24 protein-coding genes are annotated in these 24,644 nt (G+C 62.2%); 9 read left to right on the top strand and 15 right to left on the bottom strand.

The genetic code is table 11. From position 1 onward, the window contains the following. Positions 1–89: 89 nt before the first annotated feature. Entirely contained in the window at positions 90–269 is a 180-nt protein-coding gene (locus HDE75_RS06035) for a hypothetical protein (RefSeq protein ID WP_183751081.1), read from the bottom strand. A 113-nt stretch (positions 270–382) separates the two neighbouring features. Continuing rightward, positions 383–1,228 carry an SDR family oxidoreductase gene (locus HDE75_RS06040; protein WP_183675766.1) on the bottom strand — a complete coding sequence of 282 codons (846 nt, stop codon included), beginning with the start codon at positions 1,226–1,228 and terminating at the stop codon, positions 383–385. A gap of 136 nt (positions 1,229–1,364) precedes the next feature. Between HDE75_RS06040 and HDE75_RS06045 the strand changes: the two genes are divergently transcribed. Beyond that, positions 1,365–2,276, top strand: a complete 912-nt coding sequence (locus HDE75_RS06045; protein WP_183675765.1) for a LysR family transcriptional regulator — start codon at positions 1,365–1,367, stop codon at positions 2,274–2,276. Between the two features lie 11 nt (positions 2,277–2,287). Here the strand turns inward: HDE75_RS06045 and HDE75_RS06050 are convergent, their stop codons facing one another. Next, positions 2,288–2,494, bottom strand: a complete 207-nt coding sequence (locus tag HDE75_RS06050) for a hypothetical protein (protein WP_183675764.1) — start codon at positions 2,492–2,494, stop codon at positions 2,288–2,290. A gap of 13 nt (positions 2,495–2,507) precedes the next feature. Between HDE75_RS06050 and HDE75_RS06055 the strand changes: the two genes are divergently transcribed. Continuing rightward, the gene (locus HDE75_RS06055) at positions 2,508–3,320 is read left to right on the top strand and encodes a hypothetical protein (RefSeq protein ID WP_183675763.1); all 813 of its coding nucleotides are present in this window, start codon (positions 2,508–2,510) and stop codon (positions 3,318–3,320) included. A gap of 45 nt (positions 3,321–3,365) precedes the next feature. Here the strand turns inward: HDE75_RS06055 and HDE75_RS06060 are convergent, their stop codons facing one another. Then, the gene (locus HDE75_RS06060) at positions 3,366–3,845 is read right to left on the bottom strand and encodes a hypothetical protein (RefSeq protein WP_183675762.1); all 480 of its coding nucleotides are present in this window, start codon (positions 3,843–3,845) and stop codon (positions 3,366–3,368) included. 131 nt (positions 3,846–3,976) lie between these two features. On the opposite strand from HDE75_RS06060, the gene HDE75_RS06065 reads away from it, so the two are divergent. After that, complete coding sequence (locus HDE75_RS06065) at positions 3,977–4,582, top strand: 2-hydroxychromene-2-carboxylate isomerase (RefSeq protein WP_183675761.1); 606 nt, start codon at positions 3,977–3,979, stop codon at positions 4,580–4,582. Positions 4,583–4,584: 2 nt separating this feature from the next. Here HDE75_RS06065 and coaD read toward each other — a convergent pair whose 3' ends face one another. From coaD to HDE75_RS06100, 7 genes are all read right to left on the bottom strand, one after another. Beyond that, the gene (gene coaD, locus HDE75_RS06070) at positions 4,585–5,727 is read right to left on the bottom strand and encodes a pantetheine-phosphate adenylyltransferase (RefSeq protein WP_183675760.1); all 1,143 of its coding nucleotides are present in this window, start codon (positions 5,725–5,727) and stop codon (positions 4,585–4,587) included. Between the two features lie 119 nt (positions 5,728–5,846). Beyond that, positions 5,847–7,115: an ATP-binding protein gene (locus tag HDE75_RS06075; protein WP_260173899.1), complete on the bottom strand. Its 1,269-nt coding sequence runs from the start codon at positions 7,113–7,115 to the stop codon at positions 5,847–5,849. 68 nt (positions 7,116–7,183) lie between these two features. After that, positions 7,184–7,843, bottom strand: a complete 660-nt coding sequence (locus HDE75_RS06080; RefSeq protein WP_183675758.1) for a response regulator — start codon at positions 7,841–7,843, stop codon at positions 7,184–7,186. Positions 7,844–7,934: 91 nt separating this feature from the next. After that, positions 7,935–9,434, bottom strand: coding sequence for a DegQ family serine endoprotease (locus HDE75_RS06085; RefSeq protein ID WP_183675757.1), 1,500 nt, complete (start codon positions 9,432–9,434; stop codon positions 7,935–7,937). Between the two features lie 250 nt (positions 9,435–9,684). Further along, a complete protein-coding gene (locus HDE75_RS06090) occupies positions 9,685–10,146 on the bottom strand; it encodes an Hsp20 family protein (protein WP_183675756.1) in 462 nt (153 codons plus the stop codon). Positions 10,147–10,327: 181 nt separating this feature from the next. Continuing rightward, entirely contained in the window at positions 10,328–11,059 is a 732-nt protein-coding gene (locus tag HDE75_RS06095) for a DUF4852 domain-containing protein (protein ID WP_183675755.1), read from the bottom strand. A gap of 50 nt (positions 11,060–11,109) precedes the next feature. Beyond that, positions 11,110–11,913 carry a hypothetical protein gene (locus HDE75_RS06100; RefSeq protein WP_183675754.1) on the bottom strand — a complete coding sequence of 268 codons (804 nt, stop codon included), beginning with the start codon at positions 11,911–11,913 and terminating at the stop codon, positions 11,110–11,112. 188 nt (positions 11,914–12,101) lie between these two features. On the opposite strand from HDE75_RS06100, the gene HDE75_RS06105 reads away from it, so the two are divergent. The 6 genes from HDE75_RS06105 (at position 12,102) to HDE75_RS06130 (ending at position 20,583) form a co-directional block, all read left to right on the top strand. Further along, complete coding sequence (locus tag HDE75_RS06105; RefSeq protein ID WP_183675753.1) at positions 12,102–12,719, top strand: RNA polymerase sigma factor; 618 nt, start codon at positions 12,102–12,104, stop codon at positions 12,717–12,719. Then, positions 12,712–13,341, top strand: a complete 630-nt coding sequence (locus tag HDE75_RS06110) for a hypothetical protein (protein WP_183675752.1) — start codon at positions 12,712–12,714, stop codon at positions 13,339–13,341. The genes HDE75_RS06105 and HDE75_RS06110 overlap by 8 nt, the downstream gene beginning before the upstream one ends. After that, positions 13,338–14,954 (top strand): caspase family protein, encoded by a 1,617-nt coding sequence (locus HDE75_RS06115; protein ID WP_183675751.1) that lies wholly within the window; start codon positions 13,338–13,340, stop codon positions 14,952–14,954. Before HDE75_RS06110 ends, HDE75_RS06115 begins: the two co-directional genes overlap by 4 nt. Before the next feature lie 50 nt (positions 14,955–15,004). After that, positions 15,005–18,157: a CHAT domain-containing tetratricopeptide repeat protein gene (locus HDE75_RS06120; protein WP_183675750.1), complete on the top strand. Its 3,153-nt coding sequence runs from the start codon at positions 15,005–15,007 to the stop codon at positions 18,155–18,157. Between the two features lie 87 nt (positions 18,158–18,244). After that, complete coding sequence (locus HDE75_RS06125; protein ID WP_183675749.1) at positions 18,245–20,149, top strand: M61 family metallopeptidase; 1,905 nt, start codon at positions 18,245–18,247, stop codon at positions 20,147–20,149. 83 nt (positions 20,150–20,232) lie between these two features. Next, positions 20,233–20,583, top strand: a complete 351-nt coding sequence (locus HDE75_RS06130; protein ID WP_183675748.1) for a hypothetical protein — start codon at positions 20,233–20,235, stop codon at positions 20,581–20,583. A gap of 72 nt (positions 20,584–20,655) precedes the next feature. On the opposite strand, the gene HDE75_RS06135 is transcribed toward HDE75_RS06130, so the two are convergent. From HDE75_RS06135 to imuA, 4 genes are all read right to left on the bottom strand, one after another. Then, positions 20,656–21,516 (bottom strand): alpha/beta hydrolase family protein, encoded by an 861-nt coding sequence (locus HDE75_RS06135; RefSeq protein WP_311735094.1) that lies wholly within the window; start codon positions 21,514–21,516, stop codon positions 20,656–20,658. Then, the gene (locus tag HDE75_RS06140; RefSeq protein ID WP_183675746.1) at positions 21,512–22,216 is read right to left on the bottom strand and encodes a glutathione binding-like protein; all 705 of its coding nucleotides are present in this window, start codon (positions 22,214–22,216) and stop codon (positions 21,512–21,514) included. The genes HDE75_RS06135 and HDE75_RS06140 overlap by 5 nt, the downstream gene beginning before the upstream one ends. Before the next feature lie 146 nt (positions 22,217–22,362). Further along, complete coding sequence (locus HDE75_RS06145) at positions 22,363–23,856, bottom strand: Y-family DNA polymerase (RefSeq protein WP_183675745.1); 1,494 nt, start codon at positions 23,854–23,856, stop codon at positions 22,363–22,365. Beyond that, on the bottom strand, positions 23,786–24,496 hold the full coding sequence (gene imuA / locus HDE75_RS06150; protein WP_183675744.1) for a translesion DNA synthesis-associated protein ImuA: 711 nt from the start codon (positions 24,494–24,496) through the stop codon (positions 23,786–23,788). Before imuA ends, HDE75_RS06145 begins: the two co-directional genes overlap by 71 nt. Positions 24,497–24,644 lie beyond the last annotated feature (148 nt).

A 24,644-nucleotide genomic window follows, 5' to 3' on the forward strand; every position in this document is an offset into this window, starting at 1 on the left:
ATATAAAAACAGCGGCTGCGCCGGTATGGGCATCCGCTGTTTTTGAGCGTAAAGTACCGTTGTGCAGCCCATCATCGCTGCTACTATCCTCAGATCCGCACCAACTTCTGCGACTTTGCAGCCAGCACAAAAGGAATGGCGAACGGCCCCAGCATGACGACTGATGTGGCCCTGAGCGCCGTATTTTTCAAGCCGCGGCGCTTGGCAATCATAAGGCAAGCCATGTGGGAAAGCAGCCAAATAAACGCTAGCATATAAGCAGACATCATTACCTCCAGATACTGTTTGTGGCAGACAAACCATCGTGACACGTAAAAGTTGCCAGCGCAATATCAGAGTGACCATAGCCAGTCAGATACCTATGAGGCTCAAGCGCTGCTTGTCACGCCTGGCCCGGCGTGAAATAGCCGCGCATATAGTCGATATACGCCTCCTCGCTCAAGGTACGCCGCGCCTTGACGAAGCCGCGTGCATCGTCACCGATCAGATAGCGCAGCCGGTCGCTGCCATCGGTCAGCGCCGTGTGGATCAACTGGGCCACGTCCTGCGCCGAAATGGCACTGGCGGCGACCATCTTCGCGTACGCGGCTTGCGTATCGGCGATAAACGCGTCGTAGCTTGCCAGTTCCGGCGTGGGCAGCGCTGTGGCCTGCGCCGAGGTCGCGTTAAAGGCGGTGCCCGTCACGCCGCCATGGGGTATCACCAGCTTGACGGCGATATGTTGCGACGCCAGTTCATACGACAGCGCCTCCGTAAAACCTTCCAGGGCGAACTTGCTGGCGCAGTACAGGGAAGCGAGCGGCAGCGTAAACATGCCCGCACCCGAACTGACGTTGAGCACGGCGCCGCCGCCCTGCGCGCGGAAATGCGGCAGAATGGCGCGGATGGTATCCATCACGCCAAACACGTTCACGTCGAACTGGCGCTGCACGGTGTCGGCGGGCACCGGCTCGAACAGGCCGATCTGGCCATAACCGGCATTATTGACCAGCACGTCGATGCGGCCGAAACGCGCGATACCGGCCTCGATGGCGGTGGCGATGCTAGCCTTGTCTTCCACATCGAGGCGCGTCACCAGCACGCCGGGCAAGGCAGCCAGCGCCTGGCCTGCGGCGCTGTCAGGCGTGCGCATGGTGGCCACCACATTCCAGCCTTGCTGGGCAAAAAGTTGAGCAGTTGCCTGGCCGATGCCTTGCGAAGCGCCCGTAATCAAGATGGTCTTGTGCATGATGTGCTTTCAATGAGGATAGAAGTGTGTGGAACACAGACAAGATAGCCCTCTTGCATTGAACTAACAATCCGCATAATCTTGCATGAGTTGCTGCACAAAACAGGATAATCATGACCATGTACAGGGTCTCAAAATGAAGCGGACAGGTTTGATCGAACTCAATGCCGTCGTCGCGGTGGCAAACCAGCGCAGCTTTCGCAAGGCGGCGGCGGAACTGGGCATGTCTTCCTCGGCACTGAGCCACGCGATTGCCAGCCTGGAGGCGCGGCTGGGCGTGCGCCTGTTTCACCGCACCACGCGCAGCGTGGCCTTGTCCGAGGCGGGCCAGCAATTCCTGGCCCGCGTGCAGCCGGCGCTGGGGCAGATCGCCGAGGCCATGGATGGCGTGAATGCCTTCCGCGACACGCCGTCCGGCACCTTGCGCATCAACACCTCGGAAGGCGCTGCAAAGATGATCCTGGCGCCGCTGGTGCTGGCTTTTCTGGCGCGCTATCCCGACATGCAGGTCGATATCGTCACTGAAGGCCGCTTGGTCGATATCGTTGCTGAAGGCTTCGACGCCGGCATCCGCGCGATGGAAAACGTGCCGCTCGATATGATTGCCGTGCCCTGCACGCCACCCTTGCGTTTTGCGGTGGTAGGCTCGCCCGCCTATTTTGCGCGCCACGCTGCGCCACTTTCGCCCGATGAGCTGCACCAGCACCGCTGCGTACGCAGCCGCCTGCCGGGCGGAGCTCTCTATAAATGGGAATTCGAACGCAGTGGTGAACGCTTCGAAATCGATCCCCACGGCCCCCTGACCCTGGACAACCATCACCTGATGATCGCTGCTGCGCTGCATGGGGAAGACTTGATCTGGACCAATGAATGGGCAGTGGCCAACCTGCTGGCAGAAGGCCGGCTGGTGCGCGTACTGGAAGACTGGTCGCCAGCGCTGCCGGGCCTGTGCCTGTATTATCCAGGCCATCGCCATGTTTCAGCCGGCATGAAGGCTTTTTTGGCCATGCTGCGTGCAAGCTATGGCGAACACGCTCCACCATCATGACTATCTCTGGATTAAGCATGTTTGAAAATCCCACGCAGCAAACGATACAAAACCCTGACTATATCGATGCAAAGGCCATCCGGGCCAGCATCACCGCCGGCAATCACGTAACGGTGCAGTTCGATACCCTGGGTGAACCCGAACCACTGCTGGCCGAGCTCGACGCCCTGGCCGCCAGTTGCGGCCCCGAACTGACCATCCGCATTTACGGCTACCATGCCAGGGTCTTCGATGCAGCTATCTTGCGCGCTGCCACATGTGAGCAGCCTGTCGATCGACTTTCATCAACATGCGCTGCACCTGGAAGCCCTGGGAGGAATGCCACGCCTGCGGCGCTTGCGCCTGGGTGTGTACGAGCTGGCGCAAACCGATATCTTGCAGCTTGAAAATCTGCAAGGCCTCGACTATCTGTATCTGGACGAGACCGCAAAAAACAATCTCGACCTGGCGCCGCTACGCCATTTCAGCCAATTGTCCTCATTGCATATCGACGGCCATAGCCAGCAGATAGCCACCTTGGCCAGCTTGCCGGCACTGAAGGAATTGTCGCTCTACCGCATCAAGAGCAAGGTGGGACTCGATTTCGTGTCCGATATCAACCATCTGGAAGCACTGCGCTTGCAACTTGGTGGACGGACTTCGATACAGGAAATCGATGCGCCGCTCTTGCACAAGCTGGAAGTGCTACGCGTGCGCGGCCTGGAAGCGCTGGGCGATATGGGCCGCTTTCCGCTACTGCGCAAACTGTGGGTGGAAGACCAGGCCAAGCTGGCAAAAATCGAGTTCAGCAACAATCGCGCGCTGGAGCAAGTCCATCTGCATACGTGCAAGACCCTGGTCACTCTGGATGGATTAAACAGTCTGGCCGCGCTGCGCCAGTTGTCCGTATCGGAGACCATGCTCGATATCGAGGCCATGCTGGAACACGGCCTGCCCGCCTCGCTCAGCCATCTGCACTTCAGGACGGGCAAGGCGAAGCTGGATGAAGCAATCGCAGCGCAGCTGGCGCAACGCGGCTACAGCAAGCAATTGCTGCCGTTCTGAGCTTGCCGCCGGCAGCCGTCTGTACTGGCCGAAGAGCACCCTTGTTTATCGCTGTGGCTCGGCACTGCGAACGACCGCTTCAATGCATTTGAACAAGGCCTGGCTCTTGCCTGCACCATGAAGCGCCTGGCACTTGTCCACTTGCGAGCGTAGGGCCGCCAGGCGAGGCGCCCTTAGACCGCCCAAGGTTTCACGGAAGCAGGCTTCGGAGCGGTATGAGAACTGGCTATCGACAGAAATTTCTGGAAAATCAAACGCGTCTTCCACGTTCTCTCGCATGGCACTGACGACACGTAATTCCATGCCCTTCGGACTTTGGGGAAGCAGCGCCAATACTTCTGCCTTGCTTCTTCCCTGCTCCCTGAGTGCACCAACTACCAGGGTCGACTTCACCTGGTCGGCACAAAGAGCATTGGATGACTCCATCAATACCATCGGGTCAGGCAGCGCCCAAGGCTCAGGCGCTTGTCCATGTGCTACTGCGCAAACAAACAGGGTAAACATAAAACAAGGGGTATTTTTCATAGACTGTAAAGATGGATTAAATTAAAAACCACGCTGAAATTCTGCTGCTTGCCAATCAGGACTGCCGGCACTTTAACCCACCTTATAATCCATGCAAGATAAAGTCTTATCAATCCCTTGAAAGAGCTACCATGTCCCACGCCACACTCGAATTCTGGTTTGATTTCGGCAGCAACTACAGCTACCTGAGCGCCATGCGCATCGAAGCGCTGGCGCGTGAAAAAAATGTGGAGATCATCTGGAAGCCCTTCCTGCTCGGCGTCGTCTTCAAGGCGCTGGGCTGGGAAACCTCGCCCTTCGTGCTGCAAAAACTCAAGGGCGACTATGCCTGGCGCGACATGCAGCGACTGTGTGAAAAGTATGGCTTGCCATGGCGGCAGCCGACGACCTTTCCCCGCACCGCCCTGCTGCCGATGCGCGTGGCGCTGATAGGCGCGGACCAGGGCTGGGTCGCGCCGTTTGTCCGCCGCATGATGACGATGAATTTTGCCGATGACCGTGACATCGACAATCTGGAAGCGGTGACAGAGGCGCTGACGGAACTGAGCCTCGATGCGCCGGCCATCCTGGCGCTGGCCTTGACCGATACAAACAAGCTGCGCCTGCGCCGCCAGACGGAGCAAGCGCAAGCGCGGGGACTGTTCGGCGCACCCAATTTCATCAGCGGCGACGAACTATTCTGGGGCAATGACAGGCTGGAAGATGCGCTGGCCTGGGCCGCAGCATCCAGCCACTAAAATCAGGCGCCCGACAAGCCCGCGATCTCCCGCCGCATATTTTCAATCGCCCGCTCGTTATACTGACCCGCAAAATAAACGTCGCCAAACATTTGGCCGGCTTGCGCCTTGGCGCACAAATGCTGCAAGGCCAGGCTGCGCTGCTCCTTGAAACGCACGGGATCGACGTGCCCATATTCGCGCGCGATGGCGCCGGTGTAGGCGTCGTAGACTTCATCGTCCTGGCCCAGAATGGCCAGGTCAGCCCCCAAGATGGCGTCTTTCAGAGTATGGTTGATGGTCGGCCCCTGGAAGTGGTCGGTGCACCGTATCAGTTGTGCCACGTCGGCGTTGTCGCCCGCATCGAGGCCGCTGCCCAGCCACAGCTGGGCGCTCGCTTCTTCGCTGGAAAACAGCGCGTCGTCCTCGTGGCCGTAGATGGCATCGTGGAACCAGAAGGCTTTCCTGGCGAGGGCGCTGTCGCGTTTCGAGGCGCCGGTATTGTCGGCCCACACGCGCAGTTCGGACAAGCCGTGCACCAGGTGGTCGAGGTTGTGATAGTGGCGCTCGGCGCCGCCGTAGGCTTGCGGCCCCGTCAAACGGGTGAACCAGTCTGCGGCCAGGGCCAGTTCCGCCTCGCCGGAACCGGTCCACAGGGTATCCCACTCCTTGCGCAGCCAGTCGAGTATCCAGGCCTGGTAAGCAGCGGCGGGCACGAATTTTTTCATGGTCCAGTTCCAGCCCACCGGGCCTTCCAGTGCTTTCACAAAGCTGGAACTGACGGAACCCAAGTCGCGCGGAGGCATCACGAAGATGGTCTTGGCGCCCGCAAGCACGTCCACATTGGTTTGCTGGATCAGGTTTTCATAATCGAAATCGGCAGTCGTGCGAATGCCGCGTATCAAATAGTCGCAACCATATTTTTTCGCCGCCCTGGCCGTGTAGTCGCCCTTCACAATCACCACCTGCACATTGTCCCAGCCGCAGGCGCGCGCGCTTTGCTCGATGATGCGCTTGCGGTCTTCGGCGGGAAACTGCGGTTTCTTGGCCGGGTTCTGCGACAGGAAAACGATCACCTCGTCGGCCAGCGAACGCGCCTCGCCGATCACCCACATATGGCCGTTGGTGATGGGGTCCAGGGTTCCTGAAAATCCGATCTTCTTCATGCTGCTTGCTCCCTACACTGGCTGCTCTTATTGCGCAGACAATATAGGGATGGCGTTGCCGCGTCAATGCGCGCAGGCAAAGATCACGCAAGATCAGCCCGTTTCAACCCAAAAACACCTTATTTCTTGGGCGGCGCAGGAAACTCCAGACGTACGCTCAAGCCTCCCAGGCGTTCGGATTGATCGAGCACCAGACGTGCGCCATGGCGTTCGGCGATGGCCTTGATGATGGCCAGGCCCAGGCCACTGCCATTGGCGTCCGTGCCGGGCACGCGGTAGAAGCGGCTGAAGACGCGCTCGCGCTCTTCGGGCGGAATGCCGGGGCCGCTGTCTTCCACCGACAAGGTCACGCCAGCCGGCGTGGAACGCAGGTCGATGTCGACCGTGCCGCCCTGCGGCGTGTACTTGATGGCGTTGTCGACCAGGTTGCGCAGCAGGATATTCAAGGCGTCGGCCTGGCCGGCAGCCGTGGCCGGGTCCATATGGTGCAGGCCCAGGTCGATCTTGCGCGCCTGCGCCACGCCAGCCATATCGCCCAGCGCGCGCTTGACGACATCGTTCAAGTCCACCTGCTGCAGCTGGTCGCCGCTGGCCGCGCTGGCTTCCTGGCGGGCCAGCACCAGCAATTGTTCGACCAGGCGCGTTGCCCGCTCGATGCCGCCGCTGACCCTGGAAATGGCCAGGCTGCGTTTTTCTTCCGATTCGGCGCGCTCCAGGCTCAGCACCTGCAGCTTCAGGGCCGCCAGCGGCGTGCGCAATTCATGGGCCGCGTCGGCCACGAAATGCTGCTGCGCGTCGAACGCCGTTTTCACGCGCCCGAACAGCAAGTTCAATTCATGCACCAGCGGGCGCACTTCGTCAGGCAAGCCCGCTTCCGAGACGGGCGACAAGTCGTCGGCCTGGCGCGCCGCCACCTGCTTGCGCACGCGCGACACCGGCGCCAGCGAACCGCTGACCACCCACCACACCACCAGCATCAGAATCGGCGCCATCAGCGCAATCGGCCCTACCGTGCGCAATGCCAGGCTACCGGCCATGCGCTTGCGCACCGCCATATCCTGTGCAATTTGCACGGTCTGGGAACTGGTTTGCACGGAGAAGATACGGTAGGTCGTGCCATTGGCCTTCACATTCGAAAAACCCAGCACGGCGCGCTGCGGCAGTTCGGCGCGGGTGATCGAACGGAACACCTGCACCCCGTCCGGCGTCCACACCTGCACCACCATGTCATTGTTGACGGGGTCGGCCGGCAAGGCTTCGGCGTGGTTGGCCAGCGGTGCGCCGGAGCGCAGCGACAGCGCCATCTGCTGCATGTGGTAGTCGAAAATCTGGTCGGCGTCGTACAGCGCGCTGCGGTAGGCGATCGAGGCTTGCGCCAGGGCCGCCATGATGATGGCCGCCAGCAGGAACCACAGCAGGCGGCCGCGCAGCGAGTGGGTGACCTTCACCGTAACCTTCACGCCTTCGGTACCATATAGCCCAGGCCGCGCACGTTCTGTATCAATTCGCTGCCCAGTTTTTTACGCAAGCCGTGGATATACACTTCGACCGCGTTGCTGTTGACTTCATCCTTCCAGCTGTACAGTTTTTCTTCCAGCTGGGCGCGCGACAGCACGATGCCGGGGCGCGCGATCAGCGCTTCGAGCACCGCCCATTCGCGGGCCGACAGGTTGACCGGGTGGCCATCGGCGATCACTTCGCGCGTCAGGGGATTGATCGAGACGCCCTGGTGTTCAAACACCGGTTCCGGGCGGCCGGAGGCGCGCCGCAGCAGCGCGCGGATACGCGCCAGCAGTTCGTCGAGGTCGTACGGCTTGAGCACATAATCGTCGGCGCCCGCGTCCAGCCCGGCGATGCGCTGTTCGATGGCGTCGCGCGCCGTGGCGACGAGCACCGGCGTATCGAGTTTGCGCAAGCGCATCGAACGCAGCACCTCGAGACCATCCTTGCGCGGCAAGCCCAGATCCAGCAGCACCAGATCATAAGTCTGTGTCTGCAGGGCCGTATCGGCCATGTCGCCATCCTTGACCCAGTCCACCGCGTAATGCTCGGCCCGCAGCAGATCGAGCACCACCTCGCCGATCATCGTGTCATCTTCTACCAGCAATAAGCGCATGTGTGCCTCTCGTGTTCTTTTGTCTGTTTTTTGCTGCATTCAACCCAAAGGCGAAGAGCTGGGGTCAGACCCGACGGGTCTGACCCCGGTATCAACCCAGCCGTACCGGAATAAAGATCTTATCCGGACCGCGCTGTATCAGCAAGGCCACCGACTTGGCGGACTTGTCGACGACGTCGCGTACCTGCTCGACCGTGTTGACAGGGTGGCCATTGACCGACAATAACACGTCGCCCGGCTGGACCCCCGCATTTGCGGCAGCGCCGCCGGCGTCTTCCACCAGCAAGCCGGCGCTGATGCCCGCTTCGCGCTTTTCCTCCGATTGCAAGGGGCGCAAGGCCAGGCCAAGGCGCACCTTGCCGGAAGCGCCATTGTTTTGCGCCACGTCGGCCACCTTGTCGGCCGCATTGCCCAGGGTGGCCGACAAGGTAACGATCTTGCCGTCGCGCCAGACATCGAGGTTGATTTTATCGCCAGGCAGGGCAACACCCACCATGGCCGGCAAGTCGCCCGAAGCGATGATGCGCTGGCCATTCATCTTGCGGATCACGTCGCCCGATTTCAAGCCTGCCTTGTCGGCCGGGCTACCCCGTTCCACATTGGCCACCAGCGCGCCTTCCGGCGTGGCCAGCTTGAACGAGTCGGCAAAACCCTGGTTCACTTCCTGTACCGTCACGCCCAGTTTTGCGTGGCTGGCCTTGCCGGTGGCGACGATCTGGTCCTTGATGCGGCCAGCCAGGTCGATCGGAATGGCAAACGAGAGCCCCTGGAAGCCGCCCGTCTGGCTGTAGATTTGCGAATTGATGCCGACCACTTCGCCGCGCGTGTTGAACAGCGGGCCGCCCGAGTTGCCGGGATTGACGGCCACGTCGGTCTGGATAAACGGTACGTTGCTATCGTCGGGCAAGGAACGGCCCTTGGCGCTGACCACGCCAGCCGTCACCGTGCTGTCGAAGCCATACGGCGAACCGATGGCCAGCACCCACTCGCCCACTTTCAAGTCGTTCGAGTGCCCCAACGGCACCACTGGCAGGTGGTTGGCGTCGATTTTCAGCACGGCGATATCGGTCTTCAGGTCGGTTCCGAGCACCTTGGCGCGGAACTCGCGGCGGTCGTTCAGCTTGACGGTCACTTCACGCGCATCGCGCACCACGTGGGCGTTGGTCATGATGATGCCGTCAGCGCTGACAATAAAGCCGGAACCGAGGCCATGCGTAGGCACGTCGCGGCTGCGCTGTCCGCCTTGCGGCCCCTGGAAGCGGCGGAAAAACTCAAAGAAGGGATCGGTGCCGTAATCGTCGGTACCGGCCTGGCTGTTGTCAAGGCTGACCTTGGTGCTGCCCGTTACGCTGATATTGACCACCGCAGGGCTGTTGCGGGCGGCAATTTCGCTAAAATCAGGCAGGGTCATTTGCGGCGCAGCGCTAGCCGGAACCTGGGCGACTGCGGCAGGAATGACCGGCGCACTGTTGGCGCCAGCGTAATTTTGATGCACGATCATCGCGCCCCCTGCTCCCAGCACACTGATCGCGACCAGCGCGGCTGCAGTGCGTTTGATACTGAGAGATGGCGTCGTTGATTGATTGTCCATGAATTGCTCCTCATTTAATGAGACTTTGATGTGTGCAATATTGGGCTAGCAGACTTAGACCGTGCTTAACATTTTGTGTGCGCTTTTGTGTGCACCTCACGCGTTTTTTGCCTTTAAGCATGGCCTAATACTGCCAACATCAAGAGAAAAAATGTGGGGCCGAACGTAAAACTGGCCGGATAAACCGGCCAGTATTCTACTGCACGCCCATGTCACGCTCATGACAGGGCATGCTTGCAACAGAGGAGGATTACGCTGCCTGGCGCTGTTCCAGCACGCTGACGTTGGCTACCGCGCCGTCGGCGATCTCGATCTTGCGCGGTTTCAGCGCTTCCGGCACTTCACGCACCAGGTCGATGGTCAGCATGCCGTTTTCAAACGTGGCGCCCGTGACTTTCACATGGTTGGCCAGCTGGAAGCGTTGTTCGAAATCGCGGGCGGCGATGCCACGGTGCAAGAAAGTGCGTTCGACGCCATCTTTCTGCTTGCGGCCCGTGACGTGCAGCGAGTCGCGCTCGGTGATGATATCGATCTCGGCGCGGCTGAAACCTGCCAGCGCCATCACGATACGGTATTTATCTTCCGACACCAGTTCGATGTTGTAAGGAGGATAGCTGGGTTGCGCATCGGCGCGTTGTTCGTTGAGCAGTTGTGCCAAGCGGTCAAAGCCAATGGCGGAACGATACAGGGGAGCAAGATCAAAAGTACGCATGGTAAATATCCTTTAAAAAGTAAGCGATAAGTGGCGCGGACCTCACCATGAGCATCCGCTTGCTAGCTATCTAAGGACGATGGCCATGCGTTCAAGACCTTGAAAAATACGATTTTTGCCCCAGTGGCGAAAATATTTTTACATCCCCTGCCGGACCCATCCGGCAGGGGTAGCCCCTCCCCTATTGGCTGGCAAGTACATTGCCCTTTTTATCGATCAGCTCGACCTTGACGATTTCGGCGCGCACCAGGTTCTGGCTGATATCGGCATCTTGCGCAAACGCGTACACCACCAGCTGCAAGGCCTGGTATTTGCTGCGCAAGCCTTCGATGTTCCGCGCCGCATCTTCGGCCGGCACGTTCAGGTAGCGGAAACCGTCGCCGTTGCTGAAGCTGAGCTTGTAGGCGGGATTATCAAAGAAATAGCGCGTGGAGCCCGATTCCCACAGCGAACTATCGAGCGGAAAGCCTTTTTGCTCAAAGTCATATTTATTGACGGGATTATCGATCTTCAGGCGCACATAGCGCTGCGCACCAGCCTGGTCCACGGCAGCATCGATCTTCGGCTGGAGCACTTTCAATAAATCGTTCTTGTGGAATTCATCGCTGGAACGCGCATAGTCCGACGACACCACGCCGGCGATCTTGGCATAGTCGATGGGCATGGCCGCCAGCGACAAATAGGAATACATCAATTGGTTGCCGCTGGTCAACTCCAGATAGCTGGCGGCAGGCGTGGACTTGTCCGCCTTCGGCAAGGCGGCGCGCACCACTTCCTGCTTGATGGCGGCGACGGTTTTCGGCGCCGTCGCATCTGCCAGGGTCGGCGCTGGACTAGCGGCCTTGTCGCTGCAGGCGGCCAGGCTGGCCGTCAGCAAGGCCAGCAGCAATGGTTTTTTGTAGGAGTTCAACATGGTTTCTTTCAGTAAGAGTGCGAAATAAGAGTGAAAAATAAGATTGAGAATCAAACGGCCTTGGCGGCCAGGAATTTGATCGTGCCCCGGCCCGCGAGGTAGAGGCTGGCGGCCAGCGACAGATAGGCGCCCAGGCCGATGCTGATGGCGCGCAGCGCTTCACGCGCCATGCCAGAGCTCATCTCGGCCATCATGCGTGCCGCTTCGGCGCCACCGAACTGGCTGGCCGCGCCTCGCGCTTCGCTGATGCCATTGCTGATGCCGCTATAGATCAGGCCGACGACCAGCAGCATGAACAGCAGCGGCAGCAGGCCGCCCAGATGCGCGCGCTTATCCTTCCAGACATGGGGCAACAGCGGGCCGGCCAGACAGACAATGGCCAGCAAACCATATATGCCGCTGCTGCCCGAGGTATTGCCGAACGATTGCAGCAGGCCCGATGGCGAATTGAGCAGGGCCAGCAGTTTCCAGAAACTCAGGCCAGGATTGAAATTGGAGGACACCCGCACCGAGATGGCATTGAGGAAAAACCAGCCGATCACCAGCAAGCCCAGCGACACCAGCATGGGCACACCGAGGCGCGCCACCACACCGCTGGCCACTTCCGCGCCCTTGGCCCTGGCGGCGGACATGGCAAGTTCAGCTTGCTCCTTGGCCAGCTGCGTGTCGGCCACCGGGTAAATCGCGCTGACCGCATTGCCCTCATCAAATTCCACCTCGACCACCATATTCACCTTGGGCGCCGTATCCGACTTCCACATGCCTTCCAGCTGAAACGCGTATTGCTCCAGGCCGATGGCAAGCAAGCCGGGGCCAATGCTGGTATCGCGTAAAATCTTGCCGCGCTTTTTCATGATTTGAACGTCCTTTCTTTTGAGAGAAGATGAGCCGCTTACGTGCGGCCCTTTGCCCCCCCTTATTCGCAAGAAAGTTCAGTCCGGTTCAATCTTTTATGAAGAAAAGTTAATGCCCTGATGACGGTCGTAACTATTTCCACAATGCTATACTCGGCGCTTTCCCCGGCCCGTCCCCAACCCGCACGATGAGCGCATTGCCTGTCAATCCTGCCGAACTGCTGGCTGCCATGGCATCGGGCGACCAGCGCGCACTCGACGCCCTGTACCGGGCATGGTCGCCACGTGTGCGTATCTTCGCGCGGCTCCAGCTCAGCGGCTGCGGCCTCGATGCGCACGCCATTGCCGACGAAGTGACGATCGACGTCTTCCACGATGTATGGCGTGCCCCCATGCGCTACGATGGCCGCGTGGCCTTCGGCACCTGGCTGCTGACCCTGGCCCGCAACAAGGCCATCGACCAGATCCGCCGCCATGGCAAACGCGTGGCGCGCGAAGAATCAATCGACAGCGATGGCTACGATCCATCCCGGCTGGAGCTGGCGGAACATGATCCGGGACCACAGCTAAAAACAGAAAGCCTGCAGCGGCGCCAGGCCATACTCGATTGCCTGCGGCGCCTGCGCAATCCGCTGCAACGCGAAAGCCTGACCTTGTGGGCCATCGATGATTTGTCGGTCGCCGATATCGCCCAGATCCAGCAGGCGCCCGAAGGCACCGTCAAGACGCGTTTGTTTCATGGCCGTCTCAATCTACGCCAGTGCATCGAGCGCTGGTTTGTCCAGGAGGGCGGCCGCCATGACTGATCCCATCGATACAGAGAAAAAGCTGCAAGAAGCACTGCCCGACTATCTGAACGGCCACGCCTCCGCCGATGAGGCTAGCCGCATTGCCGCCAAACTGGAACACGACCCGGAGTGGGCTGACGAGGCAGCCTGGATGCGCGACATCCGCAGCGCCATCGAACAGGAAGCGGCCGACCTGGACGCCAGCGCCGGCCTGGCGCAACTGCACCACAGGCTGGAACAGCAAAACCCGGGTTTATGGCGCCGCCTGCTGGCGCGCCTTTCCCTTCCATCACTACCACGCATGGCGCCGTTCGCGATCACGGCGCTGGCCAGCATCTGCGTCATCCAGGCGTGGCTGCTGTGGCAAGTGCAAGGCTCACCTAACGAGCAAGTGCAATGGCGCAGCGCGCCTGGCACGGAAGCGCCGGTGGCGAATCTGCGCGTGCAATTCAAGCCAGAGGCGTCGATCAGCCAGATGGAAGCGGCCCTGGAACAGGCGCATGCGGGCATCGTCACCGGCCCGCTGCCCGGCCACATCTATCTGCTCGATGGACTCGATGCTGCGGCTGCGCTGCAAAGCCTGAAAGACAGCAGCGTGGTGGCCGACACGGAACTCATCGAAACTCCCGGGGCACAATGACAGGCAGAAAGCTGGCATGCTTGCTGCTGTCCTGCCTGCTCGGTACTGCGGCGGTCGCGGCAGAACGCCACGCGCTGCTGATCGGCGTAGCAGAATTGCCCGCCATGCCGCGCACGGCCTGGCTGGCCGGTCCCACCAGCGACGTGGCGGCCATGCGTGCAGCCCTGCTGCACCAGGGTTTTACGGCGGACCATATCGACAGTTTTTCTGATGCTGGCGGTGCAGCCCCCACGCGCGCCGCCATCCTGAGCCGCCTGCTCCAGCTGGAAAAAAACCTGGGCAAGGACGATGTACTGCTGTTGTACTGGTCCGGCCACAGCGTGCTGCTACCTTCCTATCCGGGGCAAGCACCGACGCAGGCGGGGCGGCATACCATGCTGCTGACGCGCGACAGCAAGGTTCGGGCACAGGGCCGGCAGCTGGACGGCGGCATCAGCAGCAGCGAACTGGGACACGCAATCGACGCCATCTCGGCACGCCAGGCGCGCGTGGTGGCCATCTTCGACACCTGCCATGCGGCAGCCGGCACGCGTGGCGGCGACGGCCTGGTATGGCGGGGATTGTCAAACGCCGATATTGGCTGGCGCCCATCGGCCAGCCCCGCCGACGCAGTGCCACGCGCGCGTCCCAACTTTATCGGCTTCTTTGCCGCCGAAGCACAGCAGCGGACACCAGAATCCGCTGTGCAAACCACGGGCCAGGCAGCTGGCCTGTTTACCCGCGCCGTGATCGCCGCCCTTGATGCGCAGCCGCGTACCTATGCCGTCTGGGCCGGCAGCGCCACGCAGCAATACAGGGAGGCACTCGATAGCTACCAGCTGCCCCGCTCCGCCTGGCCATCACCGGTCTACACGGGCACGCTCGATACGCCGCTGTGGTCTGGTGGCGAGCCTATTTCAGCACAGTGGCCGATACGGCGCGATGGCCAGGGCTGGTATCTGCCGTTTGGGCTGCTCGATGGCTTGCGCGACGGCGATCTGTTTGAGAATGGCGGCGCACGCTGGCGCGCCGTCGCTACCGGCTGGGGCGAGAGCCGTCTGTCGCTGATCTCGGGCAGCGATGCCACCATGCCAGGCTGGGCCAGCCGCACGGAGCATCCAGCACAGCGCCTGGTCCAGCTGCTGGCCCTGCCCGCCACGCCCGGCACGCCACTACTCGACGCGCGCATCGAACTGACCCTGCCGGGCCGGCCGCCGCGCCAATTGCCCTTCACCGATACCGATCTGGGCCTGCTGCCGGCAGGCACGCGCATCCGTTTGAGCGTGGAAAACCGCAGCACATCCTCCGTCGATCTGGCGCTGGTCCATTTGCCGCTGGGCGGCCCCGCCATGCGTATCTATCCAGCGCTGGAAGGCGACAGCAACCGCATGCCGCCAGCCATCGGCAATGGCATCAGCCGCTTCGAGCGCAGCTTTGTCGTCAGCGGTCCCCGCTTTGGCAAGGAATGGCTGGCCCTGCTGGCCGCACCGGCCAGCAATGGCACGCTGCCGCGCCGTTTCTTTGTGCTCGATGCACCATCGCCGGCCACGCGTGGCGCACAGACGGACCTGGGCGATGCGCACAATCGAGACCAGGCGCAAGTCGCCCGCCTTTCCTGGACTTCCACAAAATGAAACGCCTTGCACTCTGCTTTGCGCTTTTTTTACTGCTGACCGGACCAGCCTTGTTGAACACAGCGGCCGCCACCACCTGCCTCGCGACAGTCACGCCCTGGCTCGATGCAGCCAACGACGCCATCAAGGATGAACAGCCGGCGCGCGCCCTGCCGCTGTTCGAACGCGGCGTGCAAACCTGCCGTGCAGCGAACGACCAGGCCGGCATCGCCAGCGGCTTGCTGGGCCTGGGCCAGAGCTTGCAACTGCTGGACCGCTACCCGGAAAGCGAACAGGCCTTGCTGGAAGGCTGGGCCATCCGCCAGACCTTGAACGATGGCGACCCTGGCCATGAAAACATGTACTACCCCGCCGAATTGATGTATCTGTACCGCCAGTGGAGCCGCTTCGAACTGGCCTGGCAATGGGGCGATACCGCGCTGGCGGCCAAGGCGAACATCATTGGCAAGGACACGGTATCGTATGGCACCAGCCTGTCGAACCTGTCCGGCGTAGCGCTACAAACCAAGGAGTACGCGCGCGGCCTGCCGTATGCGCGCTTGGCGATGGATACCTGGGCCCGCACCTCGGGCGAAAACAGCACCGACCACGCCTGGGGCATGCGCGACGTGGGCGTGCTGCTGCTGCGCATGGGGTGCATGGAGGAAGCTTACGGCTATCTGGAACACGCTTACCGTATCCGCCTGGCCGCCTTCGGCGAAAACAGCACCGAGACGCAAACGAGCATCGCGGACATGGCGACCTGGTACACCCTGGCCGGCAATGACCGGCAAGCGCTGTCGTTTGCGCAGCGCGCTTTGGCGATCGCCGTGCAGCGCTCGGGCGCCGCTTCGATGCAGGCCAGCGTGGCCCTGAACCGCCTGAGCGGCATCCATGCGCGCCTCGGTGAAAGCGGCAAGGCCTGGCTGGAAGCCGAGCAGGGTTTGTCCATACGCCAGACCCTGTTTGGCGACCAGCACGCCAATACGGTGAGCGCCTGGCAAGACGTGGCGCTCACCGCGCTGGCCGACAATCAGCTGGGCCGCGCGGAAGTAGCGGCCGGCACCGCGCTGCGCCACTGCCGCGAGGTATATGGCGACACCTCGCCCGCCTGCTCCACGCATCAATACGCGCATGGCAGCACACTGATGGCGCTGGGGCAGTACCAGCAAGCGCTGGACGCTGCGCAGGCAGCGGCGCAACTGGCTATCTCGGGCAGCCAGCCTTTACCGGATGATGAAGTCAACGCGCTGCTGCTGGCAGCCCAGGCGCAGGCGGCGCTGGGCCAGCAGGCGCAAGCCGAAACAGCCCTGGCCAGCCTGGTGGCGCGCCTGGAACAAACGCCATCGGCGCCGGCCGGCCTGCTCGACACGATGCGCCAGGTCCGTCTGCAGGTGCAGGCGGCGCGCATGGACATCAGCGATGCTGACTTGCATACACTGGCACAGGAAGCAGCCAGCCTGGCGCAGCAACTGGCGGCCGTGCGCGGCGTGTCGCATCCCGCTTATGGCCTGGCCTTGCTGAATGCCGCCGAACTGAATGCGCGCACGGGCGATACAGCCACCGCACGCACGCAGGCGGCGCGCGCGCTGGCCATTGCGATGGCCAATCAACAGACCTTGCTCGAAGCGCGGGCGGCGGCGCAACTGGGTGCGTTGGAACCCGATGCGGCTGCTATTTTCCTGGGCAAGCAGGCCATCAATGCACTGCAAGCCACGCGTGCCGGCACGGCCGGCCTGCCCGTGCCGCTGCGGCAAGGCTTTATTCGCCAAAAGCGCGCCGCCTATGGGCAGCTGGCGGACCGCTTGCTCGACCAGCGCCGCATCCAGGAAGCGGAAACCGTGCTGGCCATGGTGCGCGAAGACGACTTTCATAATCTGGTGCGCAGCGCGCCCGATCCACGCACCACGCGCCTCGCTTACACAGGTGCGGAAAGCGCGTGGCAACAGCAGTTCGATGCGCGCGCGTCAGCACTGCGCACAGGCGCCCAGGCATTGGCACTGGCGCGCGAACACCAGGCGCAAGGTGCGGCCCAGGCCGAGGCAGAATGGCAGAGCGCGAATACCGCCATGACGTCCCTTGTCGATGAAGCCGCCGCGGCGCTGGCCAAATTGCCCGCAGCGCCCGTCGCCACATCATCACCTGCAAACAGCACCAGGGCCGCGCCGCTGAAGCCGGGCGTGCTGCACCTGACGTATCTGGTGACGGAAAAACGCCTGCGCATCGTCGCACAAACAGGTGGAAAGCGCGGCAGCAGCATCCATGACGTGGCCATCGATGAACGCACGCTGGCGCAGCGCATTGCCAGCCTGCGCCGCAGCGCGCAAGACCCTGGCGTCGATGCGCGCGCCGAGGTGCAAGCGCTGTATGCGCTGCTGATCGCACCCGTCAGCACGCAGCTCAAGGGCGCTACATCGCTGTCGCTATCGCTCGATGGCGTCTTGCGCTACCTGCCCTTCGCCATGCTGCATGACGGCCGCCATTGGCTGGTAGAACGGCTGCCGATTGCGCTCGATGCGCGTGGCGCCGATGGCAGCACCGCAGAGCCGGCACGCGCGCCGTCGATGGCCCTGCTGGGCCAGACCAGTTCCAGCGGCGAGCTGCCGGCGCTACCTTTCGTGCAGTCTGAATTGCGCGCCGTGGCACAGATCGAGCAGACTGCGCATGTGCCCAGCCAGGTGTATCTCGATGGCGATTTCACGGCGGCCGCGCTGCAGCAGGCGCTACCCGCCAACAGCAGCGTGCATATCGCAAGCCATTTCGTGCTGCGCTCGGGCATGGGCAAGGATTCCTATCTGCTGCTGGGCGATGGACAACAACTGAGCCTGGCCGAACTGGCGCAAGAACGCTACCGATTTGCGGGCCTGGACTTGCTTACCCTGTCGGCTTGCGAAACGGCCGTGCCAGCCGGCACCGACGATACGGGCCGCGAACTGGAAGGCCTGGCCTGGCTGGCCCGCCAGCGCGGTGCGCGCAATGTGCTGGCCAGCCTGTGGCGCGTCTCGGATCAATCGACCGCCACTTTGATGAGCGATTTTTACAGTGCACTGGCGCACGGCAAGAGCAAGCCGCAAGCCTTGCGCCAGGCGCAGTTGCAGCAAATCCGCGCCGGCCGCGCCAGTGCCCCGGCCACGCGCGGCCTGACCATGCTCGGCGCCGCCAGCACCGGCAACCCGCACAGCCACCCATTTTTCTGGGCCGGCTTCATCCTGCTCGGCTCCTGACGATGTCCACGGCTGTGCTACAGTTACCGTTGCTGCCAGACCATAGTTGCCGGCAATATCACTTTCCCTACATCACTCTTTTCATCCATGCCCCTTAAAACATTTTCACGCCCGCTGCTCGCCGTCCTGTTGAGCGCCGCCTTCAGCGCGCACGCCGCCGCTTCTGCTACCCCTGAAACGCCATCCTCACCCATCGTGCTGCATGTAGACGCCAGCAATGTGGCCCAGCAGATTTTCAATATCCGCGAAAGCATCCCTGCCACGCCAGGCAAGATGACCTTGCTGTATCCACAATGGGTGCCTGGCAACCACGGTCCCAGCGGCCCGCTGAACCAGCTGGCTGGCCTGCGCCTGTCCGCCAATGGCAAGCCGCTGGAATGGCAGCGCGATCCCGTGAACATGTTCGCCTTCCACATCGACGTGCCTGCAGGTGCTGCGACGGTGGAAGCGCAATACCAGTTCCTCTCGCCCGTCGAAGGCAACCAGGGCCGCATCACCATGACAGCGGACATCCTCGGCGTACAATGGCATGCGATGACCCTGTACCCGGAAGGCCGTCCTGCGCGCGAAATCCAGGTGCAGCCCAGCCTGACCCTGCCAGCTGGCTGGCAATTTGGCAGTGCGCTGGAAGTGCGTGCGGAATCGTCCACGCCAGCAGGCAAACAGGTGGACTTCCAGACCATCGATCTCGACAACCTGGTCGATTCACCGCTGTTCGCGGGCCGCTACTTCAAGCGTTTTGACCTCGATCCGGGTGCGAAAGTTCCCGTGTACCTGAACGTGGTAGCCGACAGCCCGGACAGCCTGGAAGCGACGCCGGAACAAATCGAAAAACACCGCGTGCTGATGCAGCAAGTGTATAAGCTGTTCGCCTCGCGCCATTTCAAGCATTACGATTTCCTGCTGGCCCTGAGCGATGATTTTGGCGGCATCGGCCGTGAGCACATGCAGTCGAGCGAAAACGGCGTGAAACCTGGCTACTTCAGCGAATGGGACAAGACCGAAGCGGGCCGCGCGCTGCTGCCGCATGAATTGACGCACTCGTGGAATGGCAAGTTCCGCCGCCCTGCCGGCCAGGCCACGCCCGACTTCAACACACCGCTGCAAAACAGCCTGCTGTGGGTCTACGAAGGCCAGACGCAATACTGGGGCAATGTGCTGGCCTCGCGTTCGGGCCTGATCACGCCAGCGAACATGCGCGACCTGTTCGCTTCCACCGCTGCCTATTACGATGCAGTGCCGGGCCGCAGCTGGCGCGCCATGCAGGATACGACCAACGACCCGATCATCAATGGCCGCCGCCCGATCGGCTGGAGCAGCTGGCAGCGTAGCGAAGATTATTATTCGGAAGGCTCGCTGATCTGGCTCGATGTCGACACCACCATCCGCGAACTGTCCGGCGAGCGCCGCTCGCTCGACGATTTTGCGCGCGCCTTCTTTGGCGTGCAGAATGGCAGCACCACGCCGCTGCCCTACACCTTCGAAGATGTGGTGGCCGCCCTGAACGCCGTGCAACCATATGACTGGGCCACCTTCCTGCGCAGCCGCCTCGATGGCCACGGCCCGGGCGCGCCGCTGGACGGCCTGGCCCGCGCCGGCTGGAAACTGGTCTACCGCGATAAGCAAACGCCGTTCATGCAGGCAACGGAAGAGCGCAGCAAGAGCACCGACCTGAGCTACTCGCTGGGCTTGACCGTCGACAAGGATGGCAAGCTGGGCAAGCTGCTGTGGGACGGCCCCGCCTTCAAGGCTGGCTTGTCGGGCAATACCACCTTGCTGGCCGTCAATGGCATGGCGTACACGCCCAAACTGCTGAAAAAAGCCATCCAGGCAGCCAAGGACGGCACGCAGCCGATCAATTTGCTGGTAAAAAAAGGCAAGCAGTACCAGACCGTGGCGCTGGACTACCATGGCGGCCTGAAATACCCGCAACTGGAACGCATCGCCGGCACGCGCGACCGCCTGACGGCCATCCTGCAACCGTTGAAATAATAAGTAAGAAGTAAGACTGATCCGGGGCCGCGCCATGGGGCGGCCCCTCTCTCCCCAACCACGTTTTGGTGTATGCTGACAATATGAACAATGACACCGACATCCAGCTCAGCGACCCTTTCAAGGCCACCGACGGCTCCGGCCGTGCCCACGACATCAAGGCGATCCGTATCTTCGACGAAGGTTACGGCATCATCGACGTGTATGTGGATTTTTCCGCCCCGCTCGAAAGCGGCTTGTACAAGGACAAGACCCTGGTCGGCCATATCCTCACGCGCCTGCGCAGCCTGGGCTATGTAGGCCCGGACTTCGGCCATGGCGACCTCGGTTTGCAAGACAAGAAACTGATCGTACTGGAAGCGCCGGAAGAATTTTCGGCTTTTGCAGCGAGCAAGGGCTGGAAGGATTTATCCGCGGAATTTGACGAAGACTGAGCCTGCGTCAGCTGAACCCCACCGCACGCCGCCGCTGCATCTGCCGAGGCGGCGTTTTTCATGGGCGATCGTTCAGCTATTCAGATAGCGCGCGCTCCACGCGGCAATCACATTGGCGACATACGCCGCATCGTCGCGGCCCGTCAATAAATGATCGGCGTCGTCGAGCGAGACGAAACTTTTCGGATGCTTGGCCGTCATCAGGATCTCCATCGCGTTCGACACATCGACCGTGGTGTCGTTCGGCGCATGCATCACCAGCAGGGCGCGGCGCAGGCCGGCGATCTGCTCTTTCAGACTGTGGCGGCTGGCGACGTCGTCGACGAATTGCTGGCGGATATGGAATGGCCGCCCTTCCAGTTGCACCAGCGCTTCGCCTTCTTCCGCGATCTGTTCCAGGTGATCGCTGAACATGCGCGTCACGTAGGCGGGCGAACTGGGGGCGGCCAGGGTCACCACGGCGGTGGCTTCCGGCACTTGTCCGGCCGCGGCCAGCACGGCCGCGCCGCCCAGGCTATGGCCGATCAGCAATTGTGGCGCCGCGTGTCTGGCGCGCATAAAATCGGCGGCGGCGATCAGGTCGGCCACGTTCGATGAAAAATTGGTGGCGGCAAATTCGCCCTCGCTGGCGCCCAGTCCCGTGAAATCGAAGCGCAGCACGGCAATCCCATGTTCCGTCAAGCCTTGCGCAATGCGCCGCGCAGCCAGCACATCCTTGCCACAGGTAAAACAATGGGCGAACAGCGCGTAGGCGCGGATAGCGCCATCGGGCGCATCGAGACGGGCCGCCAGCACGTGGCCGTGGGCGCCGGGAAAGTCTTGCCGGGTTGATTTCATACGATGGACAGTCAAGCTGCCGCGCAGCGCGGCCGAAAACGCATTGTAGCGCCGGGCGGCCATCGCTGCAGGCAGTTGCGTTATTGCGTTATTAATTACGTTTGGGGATGTCTACCCCTTTGACGACGGCGGGACGCGCTTCAAATGCCTTCAGTGCGCGTGCGACATTGGGGAAGTTGTCAAAGCCAACCAGCTCGCTGGCGCCATAGAAGCCAACCAGGCAGCGCACCCATGGGAAGATCGCGATATCGGCTATCGTATAGTGCTCGCCCATGATCCAGTCGCGGCCTTGCAGGCGCTGTTCCAGCACGCCCAGCAAACGCTTGCTTTCGCCGACATAACGTTCAAGCGGACGCTTGTCTTCGAATTCCTTGCCAGCAAATTTGTGGAAGAAACCCAGTTGGCCAAACATGGGGCCAACGCCGCCCATCTGGAACATCACCCACTGGATGGTTTCATAGCGCGCAGCCGCATCCTGGGGGATGAACTTGCCGGTTTTCTCGGCCAGGTAAATCAGGATGGCGCCCGATTCAAACAGCGCCAGCGGTTTACCGCCCGGACCATTTGGGTCGAGGATGGCGGGAATCTTGTTGTTCGGATTGAGGGACAGGAATTCCGGCGCCATCTGGTCGTTGCGCTCGAAGCTGACCAGATGCGGCTCGTACTCGAGGCCGATTTCTTCCAGCAAGATCGACACCTTGATGCCATTTGGCGTCGGCAGCGAGTACAGCTGCAAACGTTCAGGATGCTGGGCAGGCCATTTCTGGGTGATGGGGAAGTTCGATAGCTGAGACATGGATATCCTTTAGATATAAGTTCAAGTCGTGACGCGGCACAATCGGCATGGATATAAGGCCATGCTGCCTGACAGATGGCCCAGTATAGCCAAGCCTTGCATTTTCAGCAGAGCAGCGCCTGATTTGGCCCTTGGCCAGTCAGCCATCAGGCAAACAAGCCATGCAAAAACCAGCGCGGCGCGGCCTCTTCGCCGCTGCCGGCGATGCGTTCGCGGTAGACCCAGTAGTGGGCGTGGTCGCGTCCTTCGGCAATAAAATAATCGCGCGCCTGCGACTGGCCCCACCAGCCTGCCTCGATGCGTTCAGCCACCGACACCATTTTCAGGGGCGAGCCATAAAAGGGCCGGTGCTCGCGCATCAGCAAGGCGATTGGTTGCGCCAGCAGCCAGCCGGGACGGGGCATGCCAGGCAGGCCGGGCGGCAAATCGCTTGCAGGAAGCTTGCCGCTTGATTTTCCTGCCAGCGGCAGCCAGCGGTTCGCCGCTTCGGGCCGGTAATCGGCCAGCGGCGCCGCCTGCAAAACATTGTTGCTACCCAACCGGGCCACCAGCAATTCCATCAGTCTCTGGCGATCTTCGGGAGTACCGCCCGGCTCGGGAAACAGGGTCTCGCTGGGTGGCGCCATGGGCAATACCTGCAGCGCTTCCAGGGTGAGGCCGATCACGGGCGCCTCCAGCACCAGTTGCGCCAGGCGCTCCTTCAGCAAGCGCAGCAAATGTTCATCGCGCCACACCGCCTCGCCCAGGGCCAGTTCCACCACCGTGGGAGCACGCGCCTGCCGGCCCCGCTCATGCGCCAGCAGCAAGGCGATGCGTTCGACCGCCAGTTGCCGCGCGCACAGCCAGCCCGTCATTTGCTGCAGCAGACGGCGCGCGCCAAACAGCAGCGCTTCAGCGTTTTCCACGCGGTCGAACAATTCCAGGCTGGCACGAAAAGTGGGCGGCGCGGCTATCCATACAAACAGTTCCGTGCCGTGGCCATGGGCATCGTCGAGCATGGACAGCAAGGCGGCGCCACAACGGCGCTGCAGGCCGGGCCGGGGCAGGCGGCGCAGTTGCCCCAGGGTACGGCAGCCTATGCCCTCGAACCAGTCCAGATACGGCCGCGCGGGCGGCAGCAAGCCGACCGGCAAGCGGTCGAGGCGGCGTGCCAGGCTCTCCATGCCCAGCACGCGGCGTGCACCAGCTTCTGTCCCTGCGTTCGCCAGCAGCCAGGCGCCCCTTGCCGTGGGTGCGCACGACAGCACCGCCGTGTAGCCCAGCGCGCGCAGGCTGTTCGCGATCTGCCGGCACAGGCTGCGCACGCCGCCGAACAGGCGCAGGCTGGCCCCCGCATCGACCAGCAAGGTGGCTTCTTCGCCGTGCCCCACCAGTGGCGAAAACTGCAGCAGCGCCAGCGCCACTTCCTGCAGTGCTTGCGCTTCCAGCGTTGGTGAGCGCTCGAACAGGCGCGCCTGCGGCGCCAGCATCAGCGCGCCCCCGCGCCGCATGCCTGGCTTGATCCCTGCCTGGCCAGCCAGCGGCGACAGGGCCATGACTTGCTCCTGCTCCAGCACCACGACTGACGCGTCAGCCGACCAGTTCGGGCAAAAGACTTCGAGCGGGAGCCGGGGCAGGCAAAGGCCGATCCAGAGACGCATGGCGCTGCAGTAAAGAAGGAGGTTGCAAGGGCAGGAACAGCGGCGCATCGCGCTGCGGTCCCCGGCGTTTGATAAAACCGATCTCGATGCCGCCGGCCGCCGGCCGCAAGGACAGGCGCAGCGGCGCTGGCGACGCATCCTGGGCGCCGTGCAGCGGGCGCAGCATGCAAAACAGGGTATTGCCGCCCTGCGCCGCCAGGTGCAAGCGGCGCAAGCTGTCGCCGCGCACATGCGGCTGCCAGAACAGCAGCGCGCCGCAACTGCCGCTGCGCAGGATATTTTCCGCCGCCCACAAGGCATCCTTGCTGCCGGTGCTGCGCAGCCACAGCAGCTGCGACGGCGCCAGTCCCAGCGCGGCCAGGGCCAGCGCCTGCGGCGGATGAGGCGGCTGCAGCAGCACGATGGGCAAACCTCCGAGTTGAGCCAGCGCCGGCGCCAGCAGGCGCAGCTCGCCACACCCCGCTTGCTGCAGCAGCAAGTCGATCAGGCAGCCTCCGGGCCAGCCACCGCCAGGCAGTTGCGCCGACAGCGCGGCAAAGCCTGTATCGAGGCAGCGCGTGGCCGCCTGGCCCAGTTGCGAGGCGCGCCACAGCGATGGGTGCAAGGCTTCCGGTGCGGCCATCAAAGTGGAGGGTTGCATAAAAAACTCCAAACAAAATACTGTATGCATATACAGTACTATCCAGTTCCCCTTTTGGCAAGGCTTATCTGCGATCAGGCCGCCATCATGCACGCCCCAGCCGGCTCCGTACGGCCGAAAAACACCGTTTTACATGGCGTTTGCTGTA

The organism is Janthinobacterium silvisoli (genome assembly GCF_014200725.1).
Taxonomy (GTDB): domain Bacteria; phylum Pseudomonadota; class Gammaproteobacteria; order Burkholderiales; family Burkholderiaceae_D; genus Janthinobacterium.

Bases quoted from the DNA above. Each gene is read 5' to 3' on its own strand.
- HDE75_RS06130 (WP_183675748.1), top strand. From the start codon at position 20,233: ATGAACAATGACACCGACATCCAGCTCAGCGACCCTTTCAAGGCCACC.
- HDE75_RS06115 (WP_183675751.1), top strand. From the start codon at position 13,338: ATGACAGGCAGAAAGCTGGCATGCTTGCTGCTGTCCTGCCTGCTCGGT.
- HDE75_RS06065 (WP_183675761.1), top strand. From the start codon at position 3,977: ATGTCCCACGCCACACTCGAATTCTGGTTTGATTTCGGCAGCAACTAC.
- HDE75_RS06100 (WP_183675754.1), bottom strand. From the start codon at position 11,913: ATGAAAAAGCGCGGCAAGATTTTACGCGATACCAGCATTGGCCCCGGC.
- HDE75_RS06050 (WP_183675764.1), bottom strand. From the start codon at position 2,494: ATGGTAGCCGTAAATGCGGATGGTCAGTTCGGGGCCGCAACTGGCGGC.
- HDE75_RS06085 (WP_183675757.1), bottom strand. From the start codon at position 9,434: ATGGACAATCAATCAACGACGCCATCTCTCAGTATCAAACGCACTGCA.
- HDE75_RS06035 (WP_183751081.1), bottom strand. From the start codon at position 269: ATGATGTCTGCTTATATGCTAGCGTTTATTTGGCTGCTTTCCCACATG.
- HDE75_RS06045 (WP_183675765.1), top strand. From the start codon at position 1,365: ATGAAGCGGACAGGTTTGATCGAACTCAATGCCGTCGTCGCGGTGGCA.
- HDE75_RS06110 (WP_183675752.1), top strand. From the start codon at position 12,712: ATGACTGATCCCATCGATACAGAGAAAAAGCTGCAAGAAGCACTGCCC.
- HDE75_RS06145 (WP_183675745.1), bottom strand. From the start codon at position 23,856: ATGCGTCTCTGGATCGGCCTTTGCCTGCCCCGGCTCCCGCTCGAAGTC.
- HDE75_RS06080 (WP_183675758.1), bottom strand. From the start codon at position 7,843: ATGCGCTTATTGCTGGTAGAAGATGACACGATGATCGGCGAGGTGGTG.
- HDE75_RS06060 (WP_183675762.1), bottom strand. From the start codon at position 3,845: ATGAAAAATACCCCTTGTTTTATGTTTACCCTGTTTGTTTGCGCAGTA.
- coaD (WP_183675760.1), bottom strand. From the start codon at position 5,727: ATGAAGAAGATCGGATTTTCAGGAACCCTGGACCCCATCACCAACGGC.
- HDE75_RS06095 (WP_183675755.1), bottom strand. From the start codon at position 11,059: ATGTTGAACTCCTACAAAAAACCATTGCTGCTGGCCTTGCTGACGGCC.
- HDE75_RS06055 (WP_183675763.1), top strand. From the start codon at position 2,508: ATGCAGCTATCTTGCGCGCTGCCACATGTGAGCAGCCTGTCGATCGAC.
- HDE75_RS06105 (WP_183675753.1), top strand. From the start codon at position 12,102: ATGAGCGCATTGCCTGTCAATCCTGCCGAACTGCTGGCTGCCATGGCA.
- HDE75_RS06140 (WP_183675746.1), bottom strand. From the start codon at position 22,216: ATGTCTCAGCTATCGAACTTCCCCATCACCCAGAAATGGCCTGCCCAG.
- imuA (WP_183675744.1), bottom strand. From the start codon at position 24,496: ATGCAACCCTCCACTTTGATGGCCGCACCGGAAGCCTTGCACCCATCG.
- HDE75_RS06125 (WP_183675749.1), top strand. From the start codon at position 18,245: ATGCCCCTTAAAACATTTTCACGCCCGCTGCTCGCCGTCCTGTTGAGC.
- HDE75_RS06090 (WP_183675756.1), bottom strand. From the start codon at position 10,146: ATGCGTACTTTTGATCTTGCTCCCCTGTATCGTTCCGCCATTGGCTTT.
- HDE75_RS06040 (WP_183675766.1), bottom strand. From the start codon at position 1,228: ATGCACAAGACCATCTTGATTACGGGCGCTTCGCAAGGCATCGGCCAG.
- HDE75_RS06075 (WP_260173899.1), bottom strand. From the start codon at position 7,115: ATGGCGGCCCTGGCGCAAGCCTCGATCGCCTACCGCAGCGCGCTGTAC.